This is a genomic window from Pseudomonas sp. MSSRFD41, assembly GCF_014230245.1.
GTDB classification, from domain to species: Bacteria; Pseudomonadota; Gammaproteobacteria; order Pseudomonadales; family Pseudomonadaceae; genus Aquipseudomonas; species Aquipseudomonas piscis.
The window spans coordinates 745,970-772,296 of the sequence record NZ_JACKZK010000001.1 but is presented as its reverse complement, the minus strand read 5'-3'; the positions used below and the strand labels follow the sequence as shown (position 1 = coordinate 772,296).

Sequence of the window (26,327 nt, the reverse complement as noted above, 5' to 3'; positions counted from 1 at the left end):
ATGGCCGGCTCGTTCATCGTCTCAGGTTCAATCCAGGGTCGAGCCCGTCACCGGCACGCCACGCTCCGGGAAGAACAGGCGCTGCAACTCGGTGCCCGGGTTCTCGGCGCGCATGAAGGCCTCGCCCACCAGGAACGAATAGACATCGCTGATCTCCATCAGCTCGACATCGGCTCGGTTGAGAATGCCGCTTTCGGTAATCACCAGGCGTTCGCGAGGAATCCGCGGCAACAGGTCGAGGGTGGTTTCCAGGTCGACCTCGAAGGTGTGCAGGTTGCGGTTGTTGACCCCGACCAGCGGCGTGTCGAGGGTCTTCAGCGCCCGCTCCAGTTCATCGCCATCGTGCACTTCCACCAGCACATCCAGGCCAACGCCCTTGGCCACCGATGCCAGTTCGGCCATGCGCCCATCGTCCAGCGCGGCGACGATCAACAGCACGCAATCGGCGCCCAGGGCCCGGGCCTCGACGATCTGGTAGGGATCGATCATGAAATCCTTGCGGATCACCGGCAGCTTGCACGCCGCGCGCGCCTGCTGCAGGTAGAGGTCGGCACCCTGGAAATAATCCACGTCGGTGAGTACCGACAGGCAAGTGGCGCCGCCCTTCTCATAGCTCTTGGCGATATCGGCAGGCACGAAGTTCTCGCGGATCACACCCTTGCTTGGCGAGGCCTTCTTGATCTCGGCGATCACCGCCGGCTGCTTGAGCTTGACCTGCTCCTGCAGCGCCTTGGCGAACCCGCGTGGCGCATCGGTCGACCGGGCCAGGCCCTCCAGCTCGCCCAGGCTGACGCGCGCGCTGCGCTCGGCAACCTCCTCGACCTTGCGGGCGAGGATCTTTTCCAGAACTGTCGGCACGCTCATCCTTCATTCTCCTGCTTGAACACCGCGGTAAAGGCTCCCAGCTCCTCGAGCTTCTCCCGGGCCAGGCCGGTGTGCAAGGCGTCATGGGCCAGGGCTACCCCTTCTTTGAGGCTACTGGCGTGATCGGCAGCATACAAAGCGGCACCGGCATTGAGCACGATCATTTCGGCAGCCTTCTGGCCATGTTCGGTCTTGCGCCGCCCCAGGGCATCGCGGATCAGCTCCAGGGAAGCCGCCGGGCTTTCCACCACAAGGCCGAACAGGCTCTGGCTCTTGATGCCCAGGTCTTCAGGCTGGACCCAGTACTCGGTGACCTGGTCGTTCTTCAGTTCGGCGACAAAGGTCGGCGCCGCCAGGCTGAACTCGTCCAGGCCATCCTGGGAATGCACCACCAGCACATGCTTGCTGCCCAGGCGCTGCAGGACTTCGGCCAACGGCCGGCACAGGGCCTGGGTGAACACGCCCACCACCTGGTGCTTCACGCCAGCCGGATTCGTAAGCGGGCCGAGCATGTTGAACAGGGTGCGCAGGCCCAGGTCACGACGCGGGCCTGCGGCATGCTTCATGGCGCCATGGTGGGATTGGGAGAACATGAAGCCGATGCCGACGTTATCGATGCAACGCGCCACCTGGACCGGGGTCAGGTTCAGGTAGACGCCAGCTGCCTCCAGCAGGTCGGCGCTGCCGCTCTTGCCGGATACCGCGCGGTTGCCGTGCTTGGCCACGGTGCAACCGGCGGCGGACACCACGAAGGCCGAAGCGGTGGACACGTTGAAGATGTTGGCGCCGTCACCGCCAGTGCCGACCACATCCACCACACCATCGAGGGTCTTGAGCTCGACCTTGTCGGCCAGCTCACGCATCACCGACACGGCACCGACGATCTCGTCGATGCTTTCGCTCTTCATGCGCATGGCCATCATGAAAGCGCCAATCTGCGCCTCGGTGCATTGGCCGGTCATGATCTCGCGCATGACATCGCGCATCTCATCGGTGCTCAGGTCCAGGTGGCCGACGATACGGCTCAGGGCAGTCTTGATATCCATGAAAAGTCCTTAGCGCGTGCCGCCGCTCTGTTTGAGGAAGTTGGCGAACAGCTCGTGGCCCTGCTCGGTGAGGATGGATTCAGGGTGGAATTGCACACCCTCGATGTTCAGTGTCTTGTGCCGCAGCCCCATGATTTCGTCCACGGAGCCATCGTCCAGCTGGGTCCAGGCGGTGACCTCCAGGCACTCGGGCAAGGTCTCGCGCTTGACCACCAGGGAGTGGTAGCGGGTCACGGTCAGCGGCATGTTCAGGCCGCCGAACACCCCCAGGTCGCGGTGGAATACCGGGCTGGTCTTGCCATGCATCACCTGGCGGGCCCGCACCACCTGGCCGCCGAAGGCCTGGCCGATGGACTGGTGGCCCAGGCAGACGCCGAGGATCGGCAGCTTGCCGGCGAAATGCATGATCGCCTCGATGGAAACCCCGGCCTCGGTCGGCGTGCAGGGGCCCGGGGAGACCACGATGCGCTCGGGCTTGAGCGCCTCGATCTCGGCCACGGTCAGTTCGTCATTGCGCACCACCTTCACCTCGGCACCCAGTTCGCCCAGGTACTGCACGACGTTGTAGGTAAAGGAGTCGTAGTTATCGATCATCAGTAACATAGGTGGAAACTCCTCAAGCCTTGGATGCGGGGGTTTGTTCAGCCAGTGCCACGGCACGGAACATTGCACGACGCTTGTTCAGCGTCTCTTCCCACTCCAGGGTCGGGACCGAGTCGGCGACGATGCCGCCGCCGGCCTGGACATGCAGTTCACCATCCTTGATCACCGCCGTGCGGATGGCGATGGCGGTATCCATGTTGCCGTTCCAGGCGAAGTAGCCCACGGCACCGCCATAGACCCCGCGCTTGACCGGCTCCAGTTCGTCGATGATTTCCATGGCGCGGATCTTCGGCGCGCCGGACAAGGTGCCCGCCGGCAGGATCGCTCGCAGTGCGTCCATCGCGGTCAGGCCTTCCTTCAATTGGCCGGTGACGTTGGACACGATATGCATCACGTTGGAATAACGCTCGATGACCATCTTCTCGGTGAGCCGTACCGAGCCGATCTCCGAGACCCGCCCGGTGTCGTTGCGCCCCAGGTCGATCAGCATCAAGTGCTCGGCGATCTCCTTGGCGTCGGACAGCAGGTCCTGCTCCAGGGCCAGGTCGGCTTCCTCGGTGGCGCCCCGCGGACGAGTACCGGCGATGGGTCGCACGGTGATCAGGTTGTCCTCGACTCGCACCAGCACCTCCGGCGAACTGCCCACCACGTGGAAGTCGCCGAAGTTGAAGAAGTACATGTAGGGAGTCGGGTTGAAGCAGCGCAAGGCCCGGTACAGATCGATGGGCGCGGCCTGGAAGTCGATGGACATGCGCTGGGACGGCACCACCTGCATGCAGTCACCGGCCAGGATGTATTCCTTGATGGTGTCCACTGCACGCTCGTAGTCGCCCTGGGTAAAGCTGGAGCGGAATACCGGCTCGGCGGCCGGCGGGCGGTCCAGGTCCAGGCCGCGCCGTGGCGTGATCGGCTGGCGCAGCTGTTCGAGCAATGCTTGCAGGCGCGCCTGGCCAGCTTCATAGGCATTGGCCTGGCTTGGATCGGCCAGCACGATGGCGTGCATCTTGCCCGCCAGGTTGTCGAACACCACCACCGCGTCGGAAACCATCAACAGGATGTCCGGTACGCCGATCGGGTCCGGGTTCGGGCACTGGCCCAGCCGGGGCTCGACATAACGCACGCAGTCATAACCGAAGTACCCCACCAGGCCACCGTTGAAGCGTGGCAGGCCGGCGATGGTCGGGACGTTGTAGCGCGCCTTGAATTCCTCGACGAAGGCCAACGGGTCGGCCACCTCGTGGCTTTCGATCTCGACACCGTCGTGGGTCACGCTGACCCGGTAGCCGTGCACTCGCAGCACGGTGCGGCACGGCAGGCCGATAATCGAATAACGCCCCCATTTCTCGCCCCCCTGCACCGACTCCAGGAGGTAGGAGTTGGGCTGGTCGGCCAGTTTCAGGTAGATCGACAACGGAGTATCGAAGTCGGCAATGGTCTCGCAGGCCAGCGGGATACGGTTGTAGCCAGCTGCGGCCAGGCGCAGGAATTCTTCGCGAATCATGGGATGCCTCGTGGCTTGAGGGTCTAACAGTCAGGTATGCAAACGCGCCGGCAGGGCCGGCCAGACAAAAATCAGGCGCGCCAACGCCAACGGGCCAAGGCCTTGATGACTTTCATCCAGAGTTTGCGAGTGACCACCACGATGGAGCTTCCAGAAGGGGATGGGACAGCGTCGGGCAACGTTATCTCAGCGGCAGGTTCTAAGCAACCGGGGATCAGCGCCCGCAGGTCGTCGATTACCAGGGCCGGAGACTCCTCGGCAATCGGCCGTCCATGGTTGTAGCCGTAGCTCAGCGCCACGCACTTGACGCCCGCTGCCCGGGCCGCCAGTACATCGCTGCGCGAGTCGCCGACGAACAGCGATTGCGAGGCCGGGATGCTGGCCATTTTCATCACGAAGAACAGCGCCGCCGGGTCGGGCTTCTTCTGCGGCAGGGTATCGCCGCCGATGATCCAGCGGAAATAACGACCGATGCGCATCTGGTCCAGCAAGGGCGCGACGAAACGCTCGGGCTTGTTGGTGATCAGGGCCAGTTCCACGCCCTGCTTGTACAACCATTTGAGGGTTTCGCGCGCACCGGGATAGACCACGGTCAATTCGTGGTTGCCCTCGTAGGCGGCGTTGAACAGCTCCAGGGCCTGGGCGACCTCGGCATCGTCGATGTCCTGGGGATCCAGCCTGTTGGCCAGGGCCCGGCGCACCAGCATCGGCGCACCATTGCCGACCCATTGGCGCACCGCCTCGATCCCCGCGGGCGGGCGGCCCAGCTCGAGCAGCATCCGGTCCACGGCGGCGGCCAGGTCGGGCACCGAGTCGACCAGGGTGCCATCCAGGTCGAACATCACCAGCCGTGGCAGGTTCCCGGAGAACAGCTGCTCGAAGGCACTCATGATCGAGCCAGCGCCAGCTCGGCGCGCATCTTCTCGATCACTTCCTGGTAGTTGGGCGCATTGAAGATCGCCGAGCCGGCGACGAAGGTGTCCGCGCCGGCCGCGGCGATCTCGCGAATATTACTGACGTTCACGCCACCGTCGATCTCCAGGCGGATGTCCCGGCCGCAAGCATCGATCAAAGCCCGCGCCTCACGCAGCTTGTCGAGGGTGCCGGGGATGAACTTCTGCCCGCCAAAGCCCGGATTCACGCTCATCAGCAGCACCATGTCGACCTTGTCCATCACGTACTTGAGCACGTCCAGCGGGGTCGCCGGGTTGAACACCAGGCCGGCCTTGCAACCACCCTCGCGGATCATTTGCAGGGAGCGATCCACATGCAGCGTGGCCTCGGGGTGGAAGGTGATGTAGGTGGCGCCCGCCTCGATGAAGTCGCCGATGATGCGATCCACCGGGCTGACCATCAGGTGCGCATCGATCGGCGCGGTGATCCCGTACTTGCGCAGCGCGGCGCAGACCATCGGCCCGATGGTCAGGTTCGGCACATAGTGGTTGTCCATGACATCGAAGTGGACGATATCGGCACCGGCGGCCAGGACATTGTCCACTTCCTCGCCCAGGCGGGCGAAGTCGGCGGAAAGAATCGACGGAGCAATAGCGAAGGGCTGCATGACGCACCTTTTTTGAGCGGAATCACGATGGCGCGCATTGTATACCTCATGCTTTGGAGCGCACACCGTCACCTCGATGATCAGTAGGCCGCCCGATAGATCTGCTCGATATCGGCGGGACTCAGCTTGCGCGGGTTATTGCGCATCAGCCGCTCGATACCCGCGGCCTCCTGGGCCATGCTCGCAAGCGCCTCCTCGGGCACGCCGAAACTACGCAAGCCCCTGGGTATCTCCACGGCGGCACACAGGGCGCTCATCGCCTCCACCGCCCGGTCAGCCGCCTCGTTGGCACTCAAGCGCGCCGTACGCACCCCCATGGCTGCGGCGATATCCTGCATGCGCTCGACACAAGCCACCTTGTTCCAGGTCATGACATAGGGCAGCAGCAAGGCGTTGCTGACCCCATGGGACACGTGAAAGCGCCCGCCCAGGGGATAGGCCAGGGCATGCACCGCGCCCACTCCGGCATTCCCGAAGGCCATGCCGGCCATCAGGCTGGCGGTCGCCATGTCTTCCCGAGCCTGCAGGTTGGACGGATTGGCAAACGCCTTGGGCAGGGCCTTGGCGATCAAGCGAATGGCGCCGATGGCCAGGGAGTCGGTGATCGACGAAGCATTGAGTGAAAGGTAGGCCTCGACGGCATGCACCAGGGCATCGACGCCACTGGCAGCGGTTACGCTGCGCGGGCAGGTCAGGGTCATCTGTGGGCTGACCAGGGCCACGTCCGGCAGCAGATAGTCGCTGACGATGCCCTTTTTCAACTGCGCGGCCTTGTCCGAGAGGATCGCCACGTTGGTGACCTCCGAGCCGGTGCCGGCCGTGGTGGGAATGGCGATCAGCGGCGGCCCCTTGCGTGGCACCTGGTCGACCCCGAACAGATCCTGCAAGGCGCCGTGATACCCGGCATAGGCCGCGACACTCTTGGCGATATCGATGGCGCTGCCACCCCCCAGGCCAATCAGGCCGTCATGTCCACCTTCGCGATAGACCTGCATGCAGTCCTCGACGATGGCGATTTCCGGATCAGGGCGCACTCGGTCGAAAATCTCGTAGTCACGCCCTCCCAGGTGCGCCAGCGCCAGGCCCACCGTGCCGGACTCGAGCAGGATGACATCGGTGACGATCAAGGGGTTATCCACATCCAGGCGAGTCAGTTCGGCGCCCAGTTGCTCGATGGCGCTGCTGCCGGTGAGCAGCTTATGGGCGATCTTGAAAGAGGAAATACTCATGTGCGCAGCCTCTTATATAAAGATGAGAGCCGGCACAAGCGTAGCTGGGATTGCAAAACCAGGCCGCCGTAATGCCCGATCGGCATCACGACAGGGAAAGCCGGCGGCTCCTCGCTACGGCACGAGCCCTCACCAGGGTCGGGTTGGAATGCCCCGCGCCCTCGCAGGCATGAGGCAATCCAGGTCCTTGGGTGGAGCCATTGTGGTGTTCGGCGGCAACCAAACCCTTGCCACAGATCAGGTTATCGCTCGGCCCAGGGCTCAAACCTGGGCCGTACGCAGTTTTTCGCTGCGCCCGCGCAGCCATTCCAGGGTCAGCAGCAGGATCACCGAGAAGGCGATCAGCAGCGTCGCCGCGGCGGCGATGGTGGGGCTGAGGTTCTCGCGGATACCGCTGAACATCTGCCGGGGCAGCGTCGCCTGCTCGGGGCCGGCGAGGAACAGGGTCACCACCACTTCGTCGAACGAGGTGGCGAAGGCGAACAGCGCGCCACTGATCACGCCCGGGGCGATCAACGGCAGGGTCACCCGGCGAAAGGTGGTCAGCGGCGAGGCGCCCAGGCTGGCCGCCGCCCGCACCAGGTTGTGGTTGAAGCCCTGCAAGGTCGCCGAGACGGTGATGATCACGAACGGCACCCCGAGCACCGCATGCACGATGATCAGCGACAAGAAGCTGTTGCCCATGCCCAGCGGGGCGAAGAACAGGTAGCTGGCGACCCCGATGATCACCACCGGCACCACCATCGGCGAGATCACCAGGGCCATGACCAGCGACTTGCCGGGAAAATCGCCGCGGGTCAGGCCGATGGCCGCCAGGGTGCCGAAGACCATGGCCAGCACAGTGGCCGCCGGGGCCACGATGATGCTGTTCTTCAGGGCGCGCATCCATTCGGCGGAGGCGAAGAAGTCCTGGTACCAGTGCAGCGAGAAGCCCTGCAGCGGATACACCAGGAAGCTGCCCGAGTTGAACGACAACGGGATGATCACCAGCACCGGCAGCACCAGGAACAACAGGATCAAGCCGCAGAGGATCCGCAAGCTGTAGAACCAGACCCGCTCGACGGGCGACATGTAGGGGCTCAGCATTTCGATTCTCTCCTTAGCTCAGGCGCAGGCGACTGGCGCCCACCAGCCAGCTGTAGATCAGGTACAGCACGATGGTCGCCAGCAACAGCAGGCCGCCCAGGGCGGTGGCCATGCCCCAGTTGATGCTGGTGTTGGTGTAGAAGGCCACGAAGTAGCTGACCATCTGGTCGTTCGGGCTGCCCAGCAGGGCCGGGGTGATGTAGTAGCCGATGGCCAGGATGAACACCAGCAGGCAACCGGCGCCGACCCCGGCATAGGTTTGCGGGAAGTACACCCGCCAGAAGCTGGCGAACGGATGGCAGCCCAGGGAGATCGCCGCGCGCATGTAGGTCGGCGAGATGCTCTTCATCACGCTGTAGATCGGCAGGATCATGAACGGCAGCAGGATGTGCACCATGGAGATGTAGACCCCGGTGCGGTTGAACACCAACTCCAGGGGCTTGTCGATCACGCCCATGGCCAGCAAGGCGCTGTTGATCAGGCCGCCGGATTGCAGGAGCACGATCCAGGCCGCTACCCGCACCAGGATCGAAGTCCAGAACGGCAGCAAAACCAGGATCATCAGCAGGTTGCTCTTGCGCGCCGGCAAATTGGCCAGCAGGTACGCCAGGGGATAGGCCAGCACCAGGCAGATGGCGGTGATCACCAGGCCCATCCAGAAGGTCCGGGCGAAGATGTCCAGGTAGATGGCCTGGTCCGGGGTGGCCGGGGCCAGTTCGCCCAGGTCGTCGATCCGGTGGTCCAGCGCCGCCAGCAGATAGTAGGGAGTCAGGCTGCTGGTATTGCGCCGGATCGCCTGCCAGTAGGCCGGGTCGCCCCAACGCTCGTCCACGCCCTCCATGGCTTCTTTGTAGGATTCGGGCTCGGCCTTGAACGGCAAGGCGCGGGCGGTCTTGGTCAGCAGGCTGCGATAGCCGGCCAGTTCCATGTTCAGGCGCTTGGACAGGTCGCCCAGGCCCTGGTTCTTGCGGGCCTCGGCCAGGTCTTCGCTCAAGGCCTTGAAGGCGGCCTCGGCGGGCAGGCCGCGACCGTCCCAGGCATTCACGGCCACCACCGTGCGCGGCATGCCGCCGACCACTTCCGGGTTGCCGACGCTCTTGTACAGCAGCGCCACGATCGGTACCAGGAACACCAGCAGCAGGAACAGCACCAGCGGCGCGATCAGGGCCTGGGCCTTCCAGCGGTTGACCCGCTCGGCACGAGCCAGTCGCTGCTTGAGGGTCGGGCCGGCGACCGCGTCCAGGGGAACGGTGATGGTCATGACAAACTCCGCGAATCGATCTTTCGAATACACCACCGACAGGAGCGGGCCAGCCCGCCCCTGCCATTAGCGATGGTTACTTGGCCGCCCAGGCGTTGAAGCGCTGCTCCAGCTGCTCGCCGTTGTCAGCCCAGAAGCTGACGTCGATCTGCACTTGGTTGGCGATGTTCTCCGGGGTGGTCGGCATGTCCTTGAGGATGTCCTTGGCCAGCAGCGGCACGGCCTGGGTGTTGGCCGGGCCATAGGCGATGTTTTCCGAGTAGGTCTTCTGCTGCTGCGGCTGCACCGAATAGGCGATGAACTTCTTCGCCGCTTCGGCTCGGGCCTTGTCCAGGCCCTTGGGGATGGCCCAGGCATCGAAGTCGTAGATGCCGCCGTTCCACACCACCTTCAGGTTGCTTTCCTTCTGCACCGCGGCGATCCGGCCGTTGTAGGCCGAGCTCATGACCACGTCGCCCGAGGCCAGGTACTGCGGCGGCTGGGCACCGGCTTCCCACCACTGGATGTTGGGCTTGAGCTCATCGAGCTTCTTGAAGGCACGGTCCTGGCCATCCTTGCTGGCCAGCACCTTGTACACGTCCTTGGGCGCGACGCCGTCGGCCATCAGGGCGAACTCCAGGGTGTACTTGGCCCCCTTGCGCAGGCCGCGCTTGCCCGGGAATTTCTGCGTGTCCCAGAAGTCCGCCCAGCTGCCTGGCGGCGCCTTGAGCTTGTCGGCGTTGTAGGCCAGCACCGTGGACCAGACGAAGAAGCCCACGCCACACGGCTGGATGGCGCCCTTGACGTAGTCTTCGCCCTTGCCGAACAGCGCCGGGTCGAGGGGTTCGAACAGGTCTTCGTCGCAACCGCGGGACAGCTCGGGGGACTCCACTTCCACCAGGTCCCAGGACACGCTCTTGGTGTCGACCATGGCCTTGACCTTGGCCATCTCGCCGTTGTACTCGCCGGCGACGATCTTGCCGTTGCCCGCCGCTTCCCACGGAGCGTAGAAGGCCTTGACCTGGGCGGCCTTGTTCGCCCCACCAAAGGACACCACGGTCAGGTCCGGTCCCGCCGCCAGGGCGTGCGCCGCCCCCAGCATGCCCAGCGTCAGGGCTGTGAGTTTCAGGGATCTCAGCATTTTATTGTGTTCTCCACGTGCAGGTTGGTGTTGCAGGGGGGCGATCAATTCGCCTCTAGAAGCGGGTCGAGCGCACGAACGTGCTCGACTTGCCAGCCAAGCGGTACCACGTCGCCCACCGCCAGCGCGGGATCGAGCTCGGCGATCGGCTGTTTCACGAAGAAGTCGCTCTTGCCGCAGACTTCCAGGCGTACCCGGACGTGGTCGCCCAGGTAGATGAACTCCGCCACCCGCCCGGAAAAGCGGTTGGCGCAGTGTTCGCTGGAACCGTTGAGGCTCACCCGCTCCGGGCGGATGGACAGGGTCACCGGGCCGCCGACCTGGCCGACGTTGACCGCCAATGCCTCGACTTTCTCGCCACGCCCCAGCTCCACCACGCAGCGCTCGCCGTCGTGGCTGTGCAGGCGGCCGCTGAGGCGGTTGTTCTCGCCGATGAAGTTGGCGACGAAGGTGTTCTTCGGTTCTTCGTAGAGGGTCCGCGGCGGTGCGATCTGCTGGATCTCGCCCTGGTGGAACACCGCCACCCGGTCGGACATGGTCAAGGCTTCGCCCTGGTCGTGGGTCACGTAGACCACGGTCACGCCCAGGCGCTGGTGCAGGTGCTTGATCTCCATCTGCATGTGCTCGCGCAGCTGTTTGTCCAGCGCCCCCAGGGGTTCGTCCATCAGCACCAGCTGCGGTTCGAACACCAGGGCCCGGGCCAGGGCGACCCGTTGCTGCTGGCCACCGGACAGTTGCGCCGGATAGCGCTGGGCGAAAGCGTCCAGCTGGACCATGCTCAGCACGCGCTTGACCCGCTCGCTGATGTCGGTCTTGCCCAGGCCCCGTACCGACAGCGGGAACGCCAGGTTCTCGGCCACGGTCATGTGCGGGAACAGCGCGTAGTTCTGGAACACCATGCCGATATCGCGCTTGTGCGGCGGCACATTGTTGATCGAGCGCCCGGCCAGTTGGATCTCGCCAGCGGTCGGTGTCTCGAAACCGGCCAGCATCATCAGGCTGGTGGTCTTGCCGGAACCGGACGGCCCCAGCAGGGTGAGGAACTCGCCCTTGCGAATTTCCAGGTTGAGGTCCTTGACGATCAGGTTCTCGCCGTCGTAGCTCTTCTGCACACCACGAAAGCTGACCAGAACATCATTGGCCCCAGCGCTTGAATCGACCTCGCTCATACCCGCACCTTTTTGTTTTAGACGGCTGTAGGGCAAGCCTAGTGCAGCCCACAAGGGCCGAAAATCGGGGGGTAGGAGAGATTCACCTCAGCCGCCTGGAAGGCTGCCTGTAGGGATTGCCCTACAAGAATGGCGGAAACAGGCAAGAGCAGGGGCGAGCGTGAAGCGGCAAGCCGCAAGAACAGGCACAGCCCGGGACGTGGCGATGTCGTAAACGGATATGCCCCGCCAATGCCTTGACCAGGACCATCGATCTCGGGGCGTCTCCATTGTGGCGGGGCAGCGTGCTCCCGCTGGCTCAGAGCAGCTTGTGCTCCATGGCGTATTTCACCAGTTCGGCCAGGGAGGTGACGTTGAGCTTCTGCATCAGCCGCGCCTTGTGGGTGCTGATGGTCTTGTTGCTCAGGGCCAGTTGCTGGGCGATGTCGTTGACGTTGGCGCCCTGGGCCAGGCGCTCGAACACCGAGAATTCACGCTCGGACAACAGCGAATGCAGGGGCCGGGCATCGGTCAGGCCAACCTCGAAGACCATGCGGTCCGCCAGTTCCGGATCTATGTAGCGCCCACCGGACGCCACCTTGCGGATCGCGGTCAGCAGCAGCGATGGATCGCTGTCCTTGGTGGCATAGCCGGCGGCGCCGATCTTCAGGGCCCGGGCGGCCATCTGCGCCTCGTCATGCATCGACAGCACCAGGATCGCCGGCGGATCGCTCAGGGCGCGGATTCGTGGGATGGCTTCCAGGCCGTTCACCCCAGGCATGGAGATGTCCAGCAACACCACCTCGCAAGGCACCTGGCGCAGGGTCTCCAGCAGTTGCTCGCCGTTGCTCGCCTCCCCTGCCACCGTCAGGTCCTTGGCCAGGCCGATCAATTGCTTGATGCCTTCGCGGACGATGGTGTGGTCTTCGGCTACCAGTACACGGATCACGCGGTTCTCCTCGTTATTGTTGGCGGTCCAGGGGCACCCGCACGGTCAGGCTGGTGCCCTCCCCCGGTTCGCTGTGCAGCGCCAGGCTGCCGCCCATGATCAGCACCCGCTCGCGCATCCCCACCAGGCCAAAGGAGGTGGGGCGCGTGGCGGCGGTATCGAATCCCAGGCCATCGTCGCTGATACTCATGCACAACTGTGGCCCGTCCAATACCAGGGACAGCTCCACAGTATGCGCCTGGGCATGGCGCATGACGTTGGTCAGGGCCTCCTGGAGGATGCGGAACAGGCCGATGGCCTTGGCGTCGCTCAGGCGTGGCAGGTTATCCGGCACGTCCACCAGGCACGGGATCTGCGTACGCGCCTCGAAACGCCGGGCCTGCCATTCGATGGCCGAGGCGATACCGGCATCCAGGATCGGCGGGCGCAGGGCCGTGGCCACGTCGCGCACCAACTGGAACAGCTGGGTGATCAAGCGCTTCATGCTGTTGAGGCGTTCGTTCAGCCCGGGATCGAGCTGGGCGTAGGCCAGCTCGCACATGGAGGTCTCCAGCTTGAGCACGGTGAGCATCTGCCCCAGTTCGTCATGGACTTCCCTGGCAATGCGGGCCTTTTCCTCTTCCCGCACGCTCTCCAGGTGCGCCGACAGCTCGCGCAGCTGCTCGCGGGAACTGGCCAGCTCCAACTCGATGCGCTTGCTCTCGCTGATGTCCCAGACGATGCCGTCCCAGACGAAGGTGCCGTCGTCCAGCTGCCGGGTAATCGCCTTGATCTCGGCCCAGCGCTGCTGGCCCTGGCGGGTGAGGATACGCCCCTGCCAGGACCAGTCGCTGTCGCTGTCCAGGGCCCGATCCTGGGTCTGGTGGTAACTGGCCTTGTCATCGGGGTGCACCAGGCTGCGCAAACCTTTGTCGCGATGGGCGAGGACCGCGGGCGAGTAGCCCACCAGGGTCTGGCTGCCCTCGCTGATGTAGGCGAAGTCGATCTGCCCGCTGACTGGCGCCCGCTCCAGGCGAAACACCAGGCCCGGCACGTTGGCGGCGATGCCTTGCAGCCGCGCTTCGCTCTCGCGCAGGGCCGCCAGGGCGCGACGGCGCTCGGTGACATCGGTGAGGTAGACCACCAGGTACTCGCTGTCGCGAAAACGCAGGAAGCTCAAGGACACGTCCGCCGGCAGGATGCTGCCGTCGGCCCGTACGCACTGGCTTTCGAAGCTCTGCACGCCCCCGGCGCTGGCCCGGGCGCGCTTCCACAGGTTGAGCCAGCGATCCATGTGCAGGTTGGGTTCGAAATCGATCAGCGGCCGCTCTATCACTCCGCCCGGGGCATAGCCGAGCATTTCCTCGGCGGCCCGGTTGGCATAGCGCACGTGGCTGTCCCAGTTGACCCAGAGGATGCCCACGGTGCTCTGGTCGATGGAAAACTGGGTCAGGCGCAGCGCTTCCTCGCTGGCGGCGCGCAAGGCGATGTCTTCCCGCGCCGCCAGCAGTTGCTGTTCCAGCCCACGTTGCTGGCGGCGCAGCCAGAGGATCAGGCCCAGGCTGCCCAGCAACAGCAGGGCCAGCAACAGGCTGAGGCTGCGCCAGGCGCCGGGGGACTCGCCCAGGCGCGGATACTTGGGTTGCAGCCAGCGGTTGTGCAGTTGCTCCAGTTCCTTGGCGGGGATCGTGCGCAGGGCGGCTTGCATGATGCTGGCCAGTTCCGGCCAGTCGCGCCGGGTAGCCACCCGCAACAGCTGCGGCAGGCCGATATCGCCCACCACCGCCAGGCCGGAGAACTCCGCCTCGGCGGACAGGCGGCTGAGCTGGGCTTCATCCACCACCGCGTAGCGGGCCTGCTGGCTCAAGAGCAACTGCAAGGCCTGGCGCTCCTGGGGCACGCCTTGCAAGTTGAGGTGGGGGTAGGTCTGGCGCAGGTACTCGGACACCGCGCTGGGCATGCGCACTGCCACCCGGACCTGGCTGTCGAGTTTCTCCAGCTCCACCGCCCCGGAAGCCTTGCGCGCGCCCACCACCAGTTGCGGTACCCGCATGTAAGGGTCGCTGTACAGCCACAGGCGCAGGCCGGCGGGGGTCTGGGTCAGGCCCGGGGCCATATCGATCTCGCCGTCGCGCAGGGCCTTTTCCAGTTGGGCCTGGTCGGGAAAGTTGCGCCAGCTGAACTCGGTGCCCAGGGTCCTGGCCACGGCCTGCATCAACTCGACGTTCGCCCCGGACAAGCGTTGCAAGCGCCGGTCGTACTGGGCCAAGGGCGCCTGCAGCACCACCCCCACGCGCAACTCCGGGTGCTGTTCCAGCCACTGGCGCAGCTCATGGCCCAGGACCGCGGCAGGCTCGCGGGGGGCCGGCGCCGCCGTGCCTATCAAGGGAAGGCACAGACAGCCGATAAGCAAGAGGCAGCGAAAGCGCATCATCTGAAGTCTCACACCCTGACAAATACTGACCAACCCATTAGGCTGCCGGAATTACTTCTGGCCTGGAATATCCGATGCCCCTCGTCCCCCGCTCGGCACTGCCCGTATTGTGCCTGTCGCTGATCCTGCCCTGGAGCTTTTCCGCCCACGCCGACGATCCGGCTCCCGAGGCCAAGCCTGCCGAGGAACAACCGGCGCCGCGTCCCGCCCTGCCCGAACGCAGCCAGGAAGATGCCATCGCCCTGGAGCGCCGCTTGCCCACCCAGGAACAGCAACAATTGCAGGCTGGCGACAGCAGTTTCCTGGCCCTGTGGAAACCGGCCAACACCAGCGAGCCCAAGGGCGTGGTGATCATTCTTCCGGGAGCCGGGGAAAGCGCCGACTGGCCACAGGTGGTCGCGCCCTTGCGCAATCGCCTGCCCGACACCGACTGGGGCAGCCTGAGCCTGACCCTCCCCGATATGCAAAGCGAAGCGGCACAACCGCGAATTGTCGAGGCGGCTCCAGCGGCCCCGACCGAAAGCGCCAATACCGCCAAGGACGCCAGTACCGAGGCCAAGCCCATCGAGCAGGTCGCCGGCGGTGAAGCCGACGTGGCCGATCATCCGGTCGCCGAAACCACCGAGGAGCAGGTCAAGGCCGACGCCGAGCGCATCTTCGCCCGGGTCGACGCGGCCCTGGCTTTCGCCGAACAGCAGAATGCCCGCGGCATCGTGCTGCTGGGCCATGGCACCGGCGCCTATTGGGCCGCGCGCTACCTGAACGAGAAACAGCCATCGCAAGTACAGAAACTGGTGCTGGTCGAGGCTCGTTCGCCAAGCAACGTCAAACCGCAACTGGCGGAGCTGACCCCGACCCTGAAACTGGCCACCGCCGATCTCTTCTATGTCGACACGGCCGTGGCGCGCAAGGAAGCACTGGAGCGGCTGCAGGCCAGCAAGCGCCTGAAGCACTCGAACTTCAGCCAGATCTCCCTCAAGGCCCTGCCCGGCAACGACCGTGCCCAGCAGGAACAGCTGTTCCGCCGGGTCCGTGGCTGGCTCAATCCACAAAACGCCGATCACTGAAAACAAAAGGCCGCCGTAGCCAGAAAGGCAGCGGCGGCCCCGCTTTGCCCTCAGCGAAAAGCCCGGCGCTGGCGCACCAGCGCATAGGCGCTGTGCAGTTCGCGGGTTTTCTCCGTGGCATCGCGCACCTGCTCCGGCGTCGCACCGCTGCCGGCGATCTTGTCCGGATGGTGGCGACTGAGCAATCGCCGGTAGGCGCGCTTGATCTGCGCCGGCTCGGTGGTCGCCGCCACCCCCAGCAGGCGCAGGGCTTCCTGGTAGCTCATGCCGATTTCGCTCGGGTTTCGCCTGGCGGGACCGTAGTCCTGGGCCAACGCCTGGATCTGCTCGCTGCTCCAGCCCAGCCATTTGCCCCAGGACTGGATCAACTCACGCTCCGCCGCACCGACCCGGCCGTCGGCCCAGACCATGCGCCAACAAGCGCGCAGCACGCCTTCGGCAGCATGGGGCTGGCTACCCAGCCGGCGCAGGTAGCCGCGCAAGTGGTCATTGCCCGACTTGCCGCGGTTGAAGGCGGCGATGGCCCGGCGCCGCGCCACTTCGTTCATGTCCAGTGAACGCATTTCCTGGCGCGCCTGCTGGATATGCCCATCCACTACCCGGCCGTCGCTTTTCGCCAGGCGCCCGAGCAACACGAACAGCAGCTCGTCGTTGCGCAGCGCCGGGCGCCCACCCAGGCGTTCACGGACATGTGCCCAGCTGTGCAGTTGCAAGCGCCGATCCAGCGCCTGCCCCAGCAACGCACCTAGCATGGCCCCCGGAATGCTGGCTATGGCAAAACCTGCTCCGGCTCCGATCAGAGTCCCTGGCCACCACATGTCAGCGCCCCGCTTGCAGCAGGTGCTCGACCTGCGCCAGACGCTCGACGGTTCCCACATCGACCCACTGGCCGCGCATGTGTTCACCGCTGACCTGATCCCGGGCCATGGCCTCGCGCAACAGCGGCGCGAGCTTGAAGGCGCCAGCGGTGCAATGCTGGAACAGGCGCGGATGCAGCACCGAGATGCCGCTGTAGGTCAGGGTCGGCACACCCGGCTGGCCGTCGTGCAGCAGGCCGTTCTCCAGGCAGAAATCACCACCGGAGGGATGGTGCGGCGGGTTGTCGACCATCACCAGGTGGGCCAGCCCATCCAGGGGCCGGCGCAGGCTGGCGAAATCGTAGTCGGTCCAGATATCGCCATTGACCACCAGGAAGGGCGCGTCACCGAGCAACGGCAAGGCCTTGAGGATCCCGCCACCGGTCTCCAGCGGCTGGTCCTCCGCCGAATAGCGGATGCTCAGGCCCCAGCGCTGGCCGTCGCCCAGGGCATCCTCGATCTGCTGGCCAAGCCAGGCATGGTTGATGACGATCTCGTGGAAGCCTGCGGCCGCCAGGGCCCGCAGGTGATATTCGACCAGAGGCACGCCCGCCACCGGCAGCAGGGGCTTGGGCGTGGTCAGGGTCAATGGGCGCATGCGCTCGCCCTTGCCTGCCGCCAGGATCATCGCCTTCATGCCTGGGCTCCCGCCGGCGGGTTCAAGCTGAACAGCAGTTGCGTAAGCTCCGACAACTCGGGCCGACGAGCCAGCACCGCTTCTATATAAGCCAGGAACCGCGGGACATCGGCCAGGTAGCGCGGCTTGCCGTCGCGGTGGCAGATGCGCGAGAAGATCCCGATCACCTTCAGGTGGCGTTGCACGCCCATCAGGTCGCTGGCCCGCAGGAATTCCTGGAAATCCTCCTGGACCGGGATACCCAGCGCCCGGGCGCGGGTCCAGTAGTTTTGCTGCCAGAGCCGCACGCGCGGTTCCGGCCAGCTGAGGAAGGCGTCCTTGAACAGGCAGGTGATGTCGTAGGTCACCGGGCCATAGACCGCGTCCTGGAAGTCCAGCACCCCGGGGTTCGGCGTGCTGAGCATCAGGTTGCGCGGCATATAGTCGCGATGGACCAGCACCTTGGGCTGCGCCAGGGCGCTGTCGATCAGCAGGTCGCTGACCCGCTGCCACTGCTGGCGCTGCTCGGCGGTGAGGGTAATGCCCAGCTCACGGCCGACGTACCACTCGGGGAACAGCTCCAGCTCGCGGCGCAGCAGGGCCACATCGTAGCTGGGCAAGGCGGCGTCCATCGGCAGTTGCTGGAAAGCCAGCAGCGCTTGCAACGCGTCTTCGAACAGCACGTCGGCATTGTCTTCGTTTATTACATCCAGGTAGGTCTGGCTACCCAGGTCATTGAGCAACAGGAAGCCGCGCTCCAGGTCCTGGGCAAAAATTTTCGGCACATTGATACCGGAAGTCGCCAACAGGCCAGCAATTTCCACGAAGGGCCGGCAGTTCTCCAGAGGGGGCGGGGCGTCCATGACCACGAAGCTGCGGCCAGCGCCCTGCCAACGGAAATAACGGCGGAAACTCGCGTCGCTGCTGGCCGCGACCAAGGTAGCCGGGGGCACTTCACCCCAGCCCTGCGCTGCATAGACAATCGCCAACTGTTCATCGAGCCAAACTTTCAGGTGTTGCAAGCGTACATCTTGGTCAGGCATTACAAGGGTCTCCGACGGCGCTAGCCGTCAAGCGGGTCATGCTTTATTATCCAGCATCTTTTTCAGACCATCGAGAGGCGTGCGGCCCAACACCGCGGGCAGATGGCACGCAGGAAGCCCGGACTAATAAGATGGCATTGAAATCCCCCGCGTTTCGTAAAAAATTCCCGTTGCTGGTCACTGGCGGTTTGCTGGCCCTGCAACCTCTAGCCACTTCCTTCGTGGTCGCCGCGGAACAGTACGACTGTTCGGTCTCCGCTAGCGGTGGCTGGGCCTGCGCCCCCAAGACCAGCGCAGCCCAACTGCCTCCGCGCCCGGTCCACGATGCCAACTCGCTCACCTCCAGCGGCGCCACCGACAGCGGTGCGACGCAAGATGCTGGCGACAAGCCCGTGTTGGTGACCGAAGCCAAGGGTCGCGGCCTGAAGTCCCGCAGCGCGGACTACAGCCATCTCGACTGGGTCCCGCGCGAGCAGCTCACCGCCGCCCAACTGGCCGAGACCGGTCCTTACTGCTCTGGTTCCTATATCGAACCGATTCGTCCTGGCATGAATGACAAGACGAAGAAAAGTGACGCACCGACCTTCATCGGCGCCAAGGCCTCGCGTTACCAGCAGGAACAGCAGGTGGCGACCCTGGCCGGCGACGTGGTCATGCGCCAGGGCAGCATGCAGGTCGAGGCCGACGAGGCCAACCTGTACCAGGCCGAGAACCGCGGCGAACTGAGCGGCAACGTACGTATCCGCGACAACGGCACGCTGATGGTCGGCGACCACGCCGACGTCCAGCTCGACACTGGCGAGGCCAAGGTCGACAACGCCGAGTACGTGATGCACAAGTCGCGGGTTCGCGGCAGCGCGCTGTATGCCAAGCGGGCGGAAAACGCCATCATCCGCCTCAAGGATGGTACGTACACCACTTGCGAACCGAACAGCAACGCCTGGCAGCTCAAGGGCAACAACATCACCCTGAACCCGGCGACCGGCTTCGGTACCGCGACCAACGTGACCCTGCGGGTCAAGGACTTCCCGGTTCTCTACACCCCGTACATCTACTTCCCGATCGACAATCGTCGCCAGTCCGGCTTCCTGCCGCCGAGCTTCGGCACCAGCAGCGACACCGGCTTCACGCTGGTCACCCCGTACTACTTCAACCTGGCACCGAACTACGATGCCACGTTGTACCCACGCTACATGGCCAAGCGCGGCATGTTGATGGAAGGCGAGTTCCGCTACCTGACCAAGAGCAGCGAGGGCCAGTTCGGCGCGGCGTACCTGAACGATGAAAGCGACGACCGCAAGAAGCAGACCGACTCCGAAAAAACCCGCTACTTGCTCAACTGGCAGCACAAGGGCGGGCTCGACTCTCGAACCATGACCGAGGTCGACTACACCAAGATCAGCGACCCGTACTACTTCCAGGATCTGGAAACCGACCAGATCGGCGTGAAGAGCGTCGACTACGTCAACCAGCAAGGTGCGGTGACCTACCGCGGCGACGACTACACCGCACGCCTCAACGTGCAGGCATACCAGCTGGCGACGGTTTCCAACATCACGCCGTACGACAAGCTGCCGCAGATCACCTTCAACGGCGCCCTGCCCTATCACCCCGAAGGCCTGGATTTCACCTACGAAACCGAGCTGGTGCGCTTCGAACGGGATCTGTTGAAAGGCAACTATACGGACAAGGACGGCGGGCCGTTCAACCCGGAGAAGAATACCTACGGCACTCCCCGGCTGGATACCAACGTCTCCGGCCTGGACCGTGCCAACGGCGATCGCCTGAACCTCAAGCCCGGTGTCAGCCTGCCGCTGAACTGGACCTATGGCTACCTGACTCCATCGCTCAAGTACATGTACACCCGCTACAACCTTGACCTCGACAACACAGGCAAGCAGGGCATTATCAAAGCACGCAATGCAGCTGCCACCAATGGTACCCGCTACATTGGCGGCGACTACAGCAGCTCGCAGAGCCGTGGCGTACCGATCGCCAGCGTCGATGGCGGCCTGTACTTCGATCGCAACACCCAGTGGTTCGGCAAGGACTATCGCCAGACCCTGGAACCGCGGATGTTCTACCTCTACGTCCCGGAGAAGGATCAGGAAGATATCCCGACATTCGATACCGGCGAACCGACCTTCAACTACTCCTCGCTGTTCCGCGACAACCGCTTCAGCGGTTCCGACCGTGTGGGCGATGAGAACAAGCTGTCCCTCGGCGTGACCAGCCGCTGGATCGAAGACAACGGTTTCCAGCGCCAGCGCATCAGCGTCGGCCAGGCCTTTTACTTCAAGGACCGCACCGTCCAGTTGCCTGGTATCGACTACCGCACCCGCGACGATGCGACAGCCAACGTGTCGCCCTACGCGCTCGAGTATGAATATCGCTATAACCGCGACTGGCGCACCACCGCCGAATACAACTGGGATCCGGATAGCCGCAGCCCGCGTTCCGGCAGCGCGATGTTCCACTACCAGCCGGAAGACAACCCGAACAAGGTGGTCAACGTCGGTTATCGCTATCGCAACGACCAGATCCGCTACGACCAGAACAGCGGCTCCTGGAAAATGGGCGGCGACTATGGCACCCCGGGCCAACCTGGCTACGTGAAGGACTACTACAAGATCCAGCAGCACGACTTCTCGACCATCTGGCCGATCGTGCCGCAGTGGAACCTGATCAGCCGCTGGCAGTACGACTACAACCGCAACCGCACGCTCGAGGCCTTCGGTGGTTTCGAATACGACAACTGCTGCTGGAAACTGCGCCTGATCAACCGTTACTGGGTCAAGTATGACGAGTTCAGTCAGAACGCTCCGGAGAACGAAAAAGGCGACCGCGGCATCTTCCTCCAAATTGTTCTGAAGGGTCTCGGTGGCGTCATGGGCACCAAAGTAGAGAGCTTCCTCGACAAAGGCATCCAAGGTTATCGTGAACGTGAAGACCAAGCTTTCTGATTGTCTGCGCCCGCTGATGCTGGGCGCGCTGTTCCTGAGCACTGCGGCCGGCGCCGCGGTGCAGTCCCTCGACAAGGTCGTGGCCATCGTCGACAACGATGTGGTCATGCAGAGTCAGCTGGACCAGCGGGTACACGAAGTCCAGCAGACCATTGCCAAGCGCGGCGGCGGCATGCCTCCCGCCAGCGTCCTGGAACAGCAAGTACTGGAGCGCCTGATCGTCGAGAACCTGCAACTGCAGATCGGCGAGCGCTCCGGCATCCGCATCACCGACGAAGAACTGAACCAGGCCATCGGCACCATCGCCCAGCGCAACAACATGAGCGTCGAGCAGTTCCGTGCCGCCCTGGCCCGTGACGGCCTGTCTTATCAAGATGCCCGCGAGCAGGTACGCCGCGAGATGGTCATCAGCCGCGTGCGCCAACGCCGTGTGGCCGAACGCATCCAGGTATCGGAGCAGGAAGTGAAGAACTTCCTCGCCTCGGACCTGGGCAAGATGCAGCTCTCCGAGGAACTGCACCTGGCCAACATCCTGATCCCGACTCCGGAAAGCGCCAGCTCCGAAGCCATCCAGGGCGCTGCCCGCCAGGCCATGGAGGTGTACCAGCAGCTCAAGCAGGGCGCCGACTTCGCCCAGCTGGCCATCGCCCGCTCCGGCAGCGACAACGCCCTGGAAGGCGGCGACATGGGCTGGCGCAAGGCCGCGCAACTGCCACCTCCGTTCGATCGCGAACTGAGTTCGATGGCGGTTGGCGACATCACCCAGCCGGCTCGTACTCCTGGCGGCTTCATCATCCTCAAGCTGCTGGACAAGCGTGGCGGTGGCAACCAGGTGCGCGACGAAGTGCATGTGCGCCATATCCTGATCAAGCCTAGCGAGATCCGCAGCGAAGAAGAGACCAAGCGCCTGGCGCAGAAACTCTACGAGCGCATCACTGCCGGTGAAGACTTCGCCGAACTGGCCAAGAGCTACTCGGAAGACCCGGGCTCGGCACTCAACGGTGGCGACCTCAACTGGATCGATCCGAACGCCCTGGTGCCGGAGTTCCGCGAAGTGATGGCCAAGACCCAGCAGGGCCAGCTGTCCAAGCCGTTCAAGAGCCCTTATGGGTGGCATGTACTGGAAGTCCTTGGCCGTCGCGCCACCGACAGCACCAGCCAGGCCCGCGAACAGCAAGCCATGACCGTCCTGCGTAACCGCAAGTACGATGAAGAACTGCAGACCTGGTTGCGGCAGATCCGCGACGAGGCCTACGTCGAAATCAAGCTGCCTGGCGCTGAACAGGCGGCACAGTGAAGCCCGCGCGCTTCGCCCTGACGCCCGGCGAACCGGCGGGCATAGGCCCCGACCTATGCCTGCTGCTCGCCGCGCAACCCCAGCCCCACCCCCTGATTGCCATTACCAGCCGCGACCTGCTCCTCGAGCGGGCCGCGCAACTGGGAGTGGCCGTCACCCTGCTGCCGGTGGACCCGGAGCACCTGCCGGATGCTCCAGCAGCGGCGGGCAGCCTCTATGTCTGGGATACCCCCCTGGGTAAACCCGTAGTCAGCGGCCAGCTGGACCAGGCCAATGCCGCCTTCGTCCTGCAGACCCTGACTCGCGCCGGCCAGGGTTGCCTCGACGGTCGCTTCGCCGGAATGATCACCGCTCCCGTACACAAGGGCGTGATCAACGATTCCGGGATCGCCTTTTCCGGGCACACCGAGTTCCTCGCGGACCTGACCCAGACCCAGCAGGTGGTCATGATGCTGGCCACCCGCGGCCTGCGCGTGGCTCTGGTGACCACCCACCTGCCGCTGCGGGATATCGCCGATGCGATCACCCCCGAGCGCCTGGAACGGGTCACGCGGATCCTGCATGCCGACCTGCAGCAGAAGTTCGGCATCGCCCAGCCACGCATCCTGGTCTGCGGGCTCAACCCCCATGCCGGCGAAGGCGGCCACCTGGGCCGCGAAGAAATCGACATCATCGAACCTACCCTGGAGCGTCTGCGCCAAGAAGGCATGGACCTGCGCGGCCCCTTGCCGGCCGACACTCTGTTTACCCCCAAATATCTGGAGCACTGCGATGCAGTGCTGGCGATGTACCACGATCAGGGCCTGCCCGTGCTGAAGTACAAAGGCTTCGGCGCCGCCGTCAACGTGACGCTAGGCCTGCCGATCATCCGCACCTCGGTCGACCATGGCACCGCCCTGGACCTGGCCGGCAGCGGCAGGATCGACACCGGCAGTCTGCAGGTCGCCCTGGAAACCGCCTACCAGATGGCCGAGAACCATATATGAGCGAGCAATACCAACACCGGGCGCGCAAGCGCTTCGGCCAGAACTTCCTGCATGACGCCGGCGTCATCGACCGCATCCTGCGGGCGATCAATGCCAAGCCCCAGGACCGCATGCTGGAAATCGGCCCGGGCCAGGGCGCTCTCACCGAGGGCCTGCTGGGCAGCGGCGCGCACCTGGACGTGGTGGAACTGGACAAGGACCTGGTGCCGATCCTCAACCAGCAGTTCGCTGGCCGCGCCAACTTCAAGCTGCACCAGGGCGATGCCCTGAAGTTCGACTTCAACACCCTGGGCGCCGCGCCAGGCAGCCTGCGGGTAGTGGGCAACCTGCCCTACAACATCTCCACGCCGCTGATCTTCCACTTGCTGCACAACGCCAGCCTGATCCGCGACATGCATTTCATGCTGCAGAAAGAAGTGGTGGAGCGCCTGGCCGCCGGCCCTGGCGGTGGCGACTGGGGCCGCTTGTCGATCATGGTCCAGTACCACTGCCGCGTGGAGCACCTGTTCAATGTCGGCCCTGGCGCCTTCAACCCGCCGCCGAAGGTCGACTCGGCGATCGTGCGCCTGGTACCCCACGCCGTGCTGCCGCACCCGGCCAAGGACCACCGGTTGCTGGAACGCATCGTTCGCGAAGCCTTCAACCAGCGTCGCAAGACCCTGCGCAACACCCTCAAGGCCCTCCTGAGCAATGCCGAGATCGAAGCCGCCGGCGTCGACGGCAGCCTGCGCCCTGAACAGCTGGACCTGGCCGCGTTCGTGCGCCTGGCCGACCAATTGGCCGACCAGGCCAAGCCCGCCAGCTGAGTCCCCCTCCCAGCGCCAGCGGGCAGGACGCCAATCAGGACGTCTGGTGTCCTACCCGCTACTTGACCTAGACTGACCTGCGTCAATCCTGTCCCGCGCCCCGCTTTGCTTTAAAGGCCCTTTGCATGTCCGATCCCCGCTATCAGATCGACGTCAGCGTCGTCACTCGCTTCCTGGCAGACCAGTCGCAACCCGAGCACAACCGTTTCGCCTTCGCCTACACCATCACCGTGCGGAACAATGGCCTGCTTCCAGCCAAGCTGCTGTCCCGGCACTGGGTGATCACCGATGGCGACGGCCACGTGGAGGAGGTACGCGGTGCCGGCGTGGTTGGCCAGCAACCGCTGATCGCCGTCGGCAAGAGCCACACCTACAGCAGCGGCACCGTGATGACCACACAGGTCGGGAACATGCAGGGCAGCTACCAGATGCTGGCCGAGGACGGCAAGCAGTTCGACGCCATCATCGCGCCCTTCCGCCTCGCGGTCCCCGGAGCGCTGCACTGATGGCAACCTACGCCGTTGGCGACCTGCAAGGCTGCCTGGAACCGCTGCAGTGCCTGTTGGAGCAGGTAGCCTTCGATCCCGCCCGGGACCGCCTGTGGCTGGTCGGCGACCTGGTCAACCGCGGCCCACAGTCCCTGGACACCTTGCGTTATCTCTATTCCATCCGCGAGTCGCTGGTCTGCGTACTGGGCAACCACGACCTGCACCTGCTGGCCGCGTGGCGCAACATCGAGCGCCTGAAGAAATCCGATACCCTGCGCGAGATCCTGCAGGCCCCGGACTGCGAGGAGCTGTTGCAATGGCTGCGCCAGCAGCAATTGATGCACTACGACGAAACCCGCAACGTCGCCATGGTGCATGCCGGCATCGCTCCACAGTGGTCCCTGAAGAAGGCGCTCAAGTACGCAGCGGAAGTCGAACAGGCGCTGCGTGACGACAACCTCTTCGAGCCCTTCCTGGACGGTATGTACGGCAACGACCCAGCGAAATGGGACAGTGAGCTCAAGGGTGTCACCCGCTTGCGGGTCATCACCAATTACTTCACGCGCATGCGCTTCTGCTCCAGCGACGGGAAGCTCGATCTCAAGACCAAGGAAGGCCTGGATACCGCGCCTGCCGGCTATGCCCCCTGGTTCAGCCACAAGGAACGCAAGACCCGGGAGTTGAAGATCATCTTCGGCCACTGGGCGGCCCTGGAAGGCCAGTGCAACGAACCGGGCGTCTTCGCCCTGGACAGCGGTTGTGTCTGGGGCGGCTCCATGACCCTGATGAATGTCGATACCGGCCTGCGCCTGGCCTGCGACTGCGATGCCCATGGCCATGCAGCGCCCGCCCCCATCCATACCCGGCCCGTCCCCTAGACGGCGCCGACCCAACCCAGGAGTCCGCCATGAGCGAATTCAAACGCATCCCTCCAGAACAAGCCCAGGCCCTTCGCGAACAAGGCGCCGTCGTGGTGGATATCCGTGACCCGCAAACCTACGCCCTGAATCACATCAGCGGCTCGCTGCACCTGGACAACCACTCCATCTCGGACTTCATTCGCAACGCCGACCTGGATGCCCCGCTGGTGGTGGTGTGCTACCACGGCAACTCCAGCCAGAGCGCCGCGGCCTACCTGGTCAGCCAGGGTTTCTCCGACGTCTACAGCCTCGATGGCGGCTTCGAACTGTGGCGCAGCACCTATCCTGCGGAAACCACCCGGGACAACGCCGAATAATTTTTTTCTACCGCTCTAGCCCGCGTACTACGCGGGCTGACGCTCCACCAGACGAACGGTAGCGTGTAACTAATCCGCCATCTCGCCTTGACCTCTGCGATTCCGAACTATCCTTAGCCACAGGCCATCCAAATCAGGGGAGAGCCGGTACACCGGCGAGCGGGTCATCGGTACTAGCTTTCAAGC

Annotated in this window: 23 protein-coding genes and 2 pseudogenes; 9 read left to right on the top strand and 16 right to left on the bottom strand. The window is 64.4% G+C overall.

What is annotated here, in order from left to right; translation table 11 throughout:
• Positions 1-27: 27 nt before the first annotated feature.
• The 13 genes from trpC to H7A76_RS03550 form a co-directional block, all read right to left on the bottom strand.
• A complete protein-coding gene (trpC, locus tag H7A76_RS03610) occupies positions 28-864 on the bottom strand; it encodes an indole-3-glycerol phosphate synthase TrpC (protein ID WP_185697235.1) in 837 nt (278 codons plus the stop codon).
• Positions 861-1,910 carry an anthranilate phosphoribosyltransferase gene (gene trpD / locus H7A76_RS03605; RefSeq protein WP_185697234.1) on the bottom strand — a complete coding sequence of 350 codons (1,050 nt, stop codon included), beginning with the start codon at positions 1,908-1,910 and terminating at the stop codon, positions 861-863. Before trpD ends, trpC begins: the two co-directional genes overlap by 4 nt.
• A 9-nt stretch (positions 1,911-1,919) precedes the next feature.
• Positions 1,920-2,513 (bottom strand): aminodeoxychorismate/anthranilate synthase component II, encoded by a 594-nt coding sequence (locus tag H7A76_RS03600; protein ID WP_185697233.1) that lies wholly within the window; start codon positions 2,511-2,513, stop codon positions 1,920-1,922.
• 13 nt (positions 2,514-2,526) lie between these two features.
• The gene (gene trpE, locus H7A76_RS03595; RefSeq protein ID WP_185697232.1) at positions 2,527-4,014 is read right to left on the bottom strand and encodes an anthranilate synthase component I; all 1,488 of its coding nucleotides are present in this window, start codon (positions 4,012-4,014) and stop codon (positions 2,527-2,529) included.
• A gap of 71 nt (positions 4,015-4,085) precedes the next feature.
• The gene (locus tag H7A76_RS03590; RefSeq protein WP_185697231.1) at positions 4,086-4,904 is read right to left on the bottom strand and encodes a phosphoglycolate phosphatase; all 819 of its coding nucleotides are present in this window, start codon (positions 4,902-4,904) and stop codon (positions 4,086-4,088) included.
• Positions 4,901-5,575 (bottom strand): ribulose-phosphate 3-epimerase, encoded by a 675-nt coding sequence (rpe, locus tag H7A76_RS03585; protein ID WP_185697230.1) that lies wholly within the window; start codon positions 5,573-5,575, stop codon positions 4,901-4,903. The genes H7A76_RS03590 and rpe overlap by 4 nt, the downstream gene beginning before the upstream one ends.
• An 80-nt stretch (positions 5,576-5,655) precedes the next feature.
• Positions 5,656-6,804: an iron-containing alcohol dehydrogenase gene (locus H7A76_RS03580; protein WP_185697229.1), complete on the bottom strand. Its 1,149-nt coding sequence runs from the start codon at positions 6,802-6,804 to the stop codon at positions 5,656-5,658.
• 261 nt (positions 6,805-7,065) lie between these two features.
• Positions 7,066-7,890: an ABC transporter permease gene (locus H7A76_RS03575; protein ID WP_068575567.1), complete on the bottom strand. Its 825-nt coding sequence runs from the start codon at positions 7,888-7,890 to the stop codon at positions 7,066-7,068.
• Between the two features lie 13 nt (positions 7,891-7,903).
• Positions 7,904-9,151: an ABC transporter permease gene (locus H7A76_RS03570; RefSeq protein ID WP_185697228.1), complete on the bottom strand. Its 1,248-nt coding sequence runs from the start codon at positions 9,149-9,151 to the stop codon at positions 7,904-7,906.
• Positions 9,152-9,227: 76 nt separating this feature from the next.
• A complete protein-coding gene (locus tag H7A76_RS03565) occupies positions 9,228-10,271 on the bottom strand; it encodes an ABC transporter substrate-binding protein (RefSeq protein WP_068575569.1) in 1,044 nt (347 codons plus the stop codon).
• 44 nt (positions 10,272-10,315) lie between these two features.
• Positions 10,316-11,440, bottom strand: a complete 1,125-nt coding sequence (locus H7A76_RS03560) for an ABC transporter ATP-binding protein (protein ID WP_185697227.1) — start codon at positions 11,438-11,440, stop codon at positions 10,316-10,318.
• A 298-nt stretch (positions 11,441-11,738) separates the two neighbouring features.
• Entirely contained in the window at positions 11,739-12,368 is a 630-nt protein-coding gene (locus tag H7A76_RS03555) for a response regulator transcription factor (protein ID WP_103325778.1), read from the bottom strand.
• A 13-nt stretch (positions 12,369-12,381) separates the two neighbouring features.
• Positions 12,382-14,781 (bottom strand): PAS domain S-box protein, encoded by a 2,400-nt coding sequence (locus H7A76_RS03550; RefSeq protein WP_185697226.1) that lies wholly within the window; start codon positions 14,779-14,781, stop codon positions 12,382-12,384.
• A 74-nt stretch (positions 14,782-14,855) separates the two neighbouring features.
• Between H7A76_RS03550 and H7A76_RS03545 the strand changes: the two genes are divergently transcribed.
• Complete coding sequence (locus H7A76_RS03545) at positions 14,856-15,848, top strand: alpha/beta hydrolase family protein (RefSeq protein ID WP_185697225.1); 993 nt, start codon at positions 14,856-14,858, stop codon at positions 15,846-15,848.
• A gap of 50 nt (positions 15,849-15,898) precedes the next feature.
• On the opposite strand, the gene H7A76_RS03540 is transcribed toward H7A76_RS03545, so the two are convergent.
• From H7A76_RS03540 to H7A76_RS03530, 3 genes are read right to left on the bottom strand one after another with little or no spacing between them, the layout of a single operon-like run.
• Positions 15,899-16,666, bottom strand: a complete 768-nt coding sequence (locus H7A76_RS03540) for a TerB family tellurite resistance protein (RefSeq protein ID WP_185697224.1) — start codon at positions 16,664-16,666, stop codon at positions 15,899-15,901.
• A gap of 1 nt (position 16,667) precedes the next feature.
• On the bottom strand, positions 16,668-17,342 hold the full coding sequence (gene murU / locus H7A76_RS03535) for an N-acetylmuramate alpha-1-phosphate uridylyltransferase MurU (protein WP_185697223.1): 675 nt from the start codon (positions 17,340-17,342) through the stop codon (positions 16,668-16,670).
• Positions 17,339-18,364 carry an aminoglycoside phosphotransferase family protein gene (locus H7A76_RS03530; RefSeq protein WP_185697222.1) on the bottom strand — a complete coding sequence of 342 codons (1,026 nt, stop codon included), beginning with the start codon at positions 18,362-18,364 and terminating at the stop codon, positions 17,339-17,341. The genes murU and H7A76_RS03530 overlap by 4 nt, the downstream gene beginning before the upstream one ends.
• 131 nt (positions 18,365-18,495) lie before the next feature.
• On the opposite strand from H7A76_RS03530, the pseudogene H7A76_RS32695 reads away from it, so the two are divergent.
• From H7A76_RS32695 to glpE, 8 genes and pseudogenes are all read left to right on the top strand, one after another.
• Positions 18,496-18,694: pseudogene (locus H7A76_RS32695) on the top strand (hypothetical protein); the annotation flags it as partial.
• A 62-nt stretch (positions 18,695-18,756) separates the two neighbouring features.
• Positions 18,757-21,327: pseudogene (locus H7A76_RS03525) on the top strand (LPS-assembly protein LptD); the annotation flags it as partial.
• Positions 21,308-22,624, top strand: a complete 1,317-nt coding sequence (gene surA / locus H7A76_RS03520) for a peptidylprolyl isomerase SurA (RefSeq protein ID WP_185697220.1) — start codon at positions 21,308-21,310, stop codon at positions 22,622-22,624. The pseudogene H7A76_RS03525 and the gene surA, both read left to right, overlap by 20 nt.
• Complete coding sequence (gene pdxA / locus H7A76_RS03515; protein WP_185697219.1) at positions 22,621-23,610, top strand: 4-hydroxythreonine-4-phosphate dehydrogenase PdxA; 990 nt, start codon at positions 22,621-22,623, stop codon at positions 23,608-23,610. Before surA ends, pdxA begins: the two co-directional genes overlap by 4 nt.
• Positions 23,607-24,416 carry a 16S rRNA (adenine(1518)-N(6)/adenine(1519)-N(6))-dimethyltransferase RsmA gene (gene rsmA, locus H7A76_RS03510; RefSeq protein WP_185697218.1) on the top strand — a complete coding sequence of 270 codons (810 nt, stop codon included), beginning with the start codon at positions 23,607-23,609 and terminating at the stop codon, positions 24,414-24,416. Before pdxA ends, rsmA begins: the two co-directional genes overlap by 4 nt.
• Positions 24,417-24,541: 125 nt before the next feature.
• The gene (gene apaG / locus H7A76_RS03505) at positions 24,542-24,922 is read left to right on the top strand and encodes a Co2+/Mg2+ efflux protein ApaG (protein ID WP_185697217.1); all 381 of its coding nucleotides are present in this window, start codon (positions 24,542-24,544) and stop codon (positions 24,920-24,922) included.
• Positions 24,922-25,782, top strand: coding sequence for a symmetrical bis(5'-nucleosyl)-tetraphosphatase (locus tag H7A76_RS03500; RefSeq protein WP_185697216.1), 861 nt, complete (start codon positions 24,922-24,924; stop codon positions 25,780-25,782). Before apaG ends, H7A76_RS03500 begins: the two co-directional genes overlap by 1 nt.
• 29 nt (positions 25,783-25,811) lie before the next feature.
• Positions 25,812-26,141: a thiosulfate sulfurtransferase GlpE gene (gene glpE / locus H7A76_RS03495; RefSeq protein WP_185697215.1), complete on the top strand. Its 330-nt coding sequence runs from the start codon at positions 25,812-25,814 to the stop codon at positions 26,139-26,141.
• The last annotated feature ends 186 nt before the right edge of the window (positions 26,142-26,327 follow it).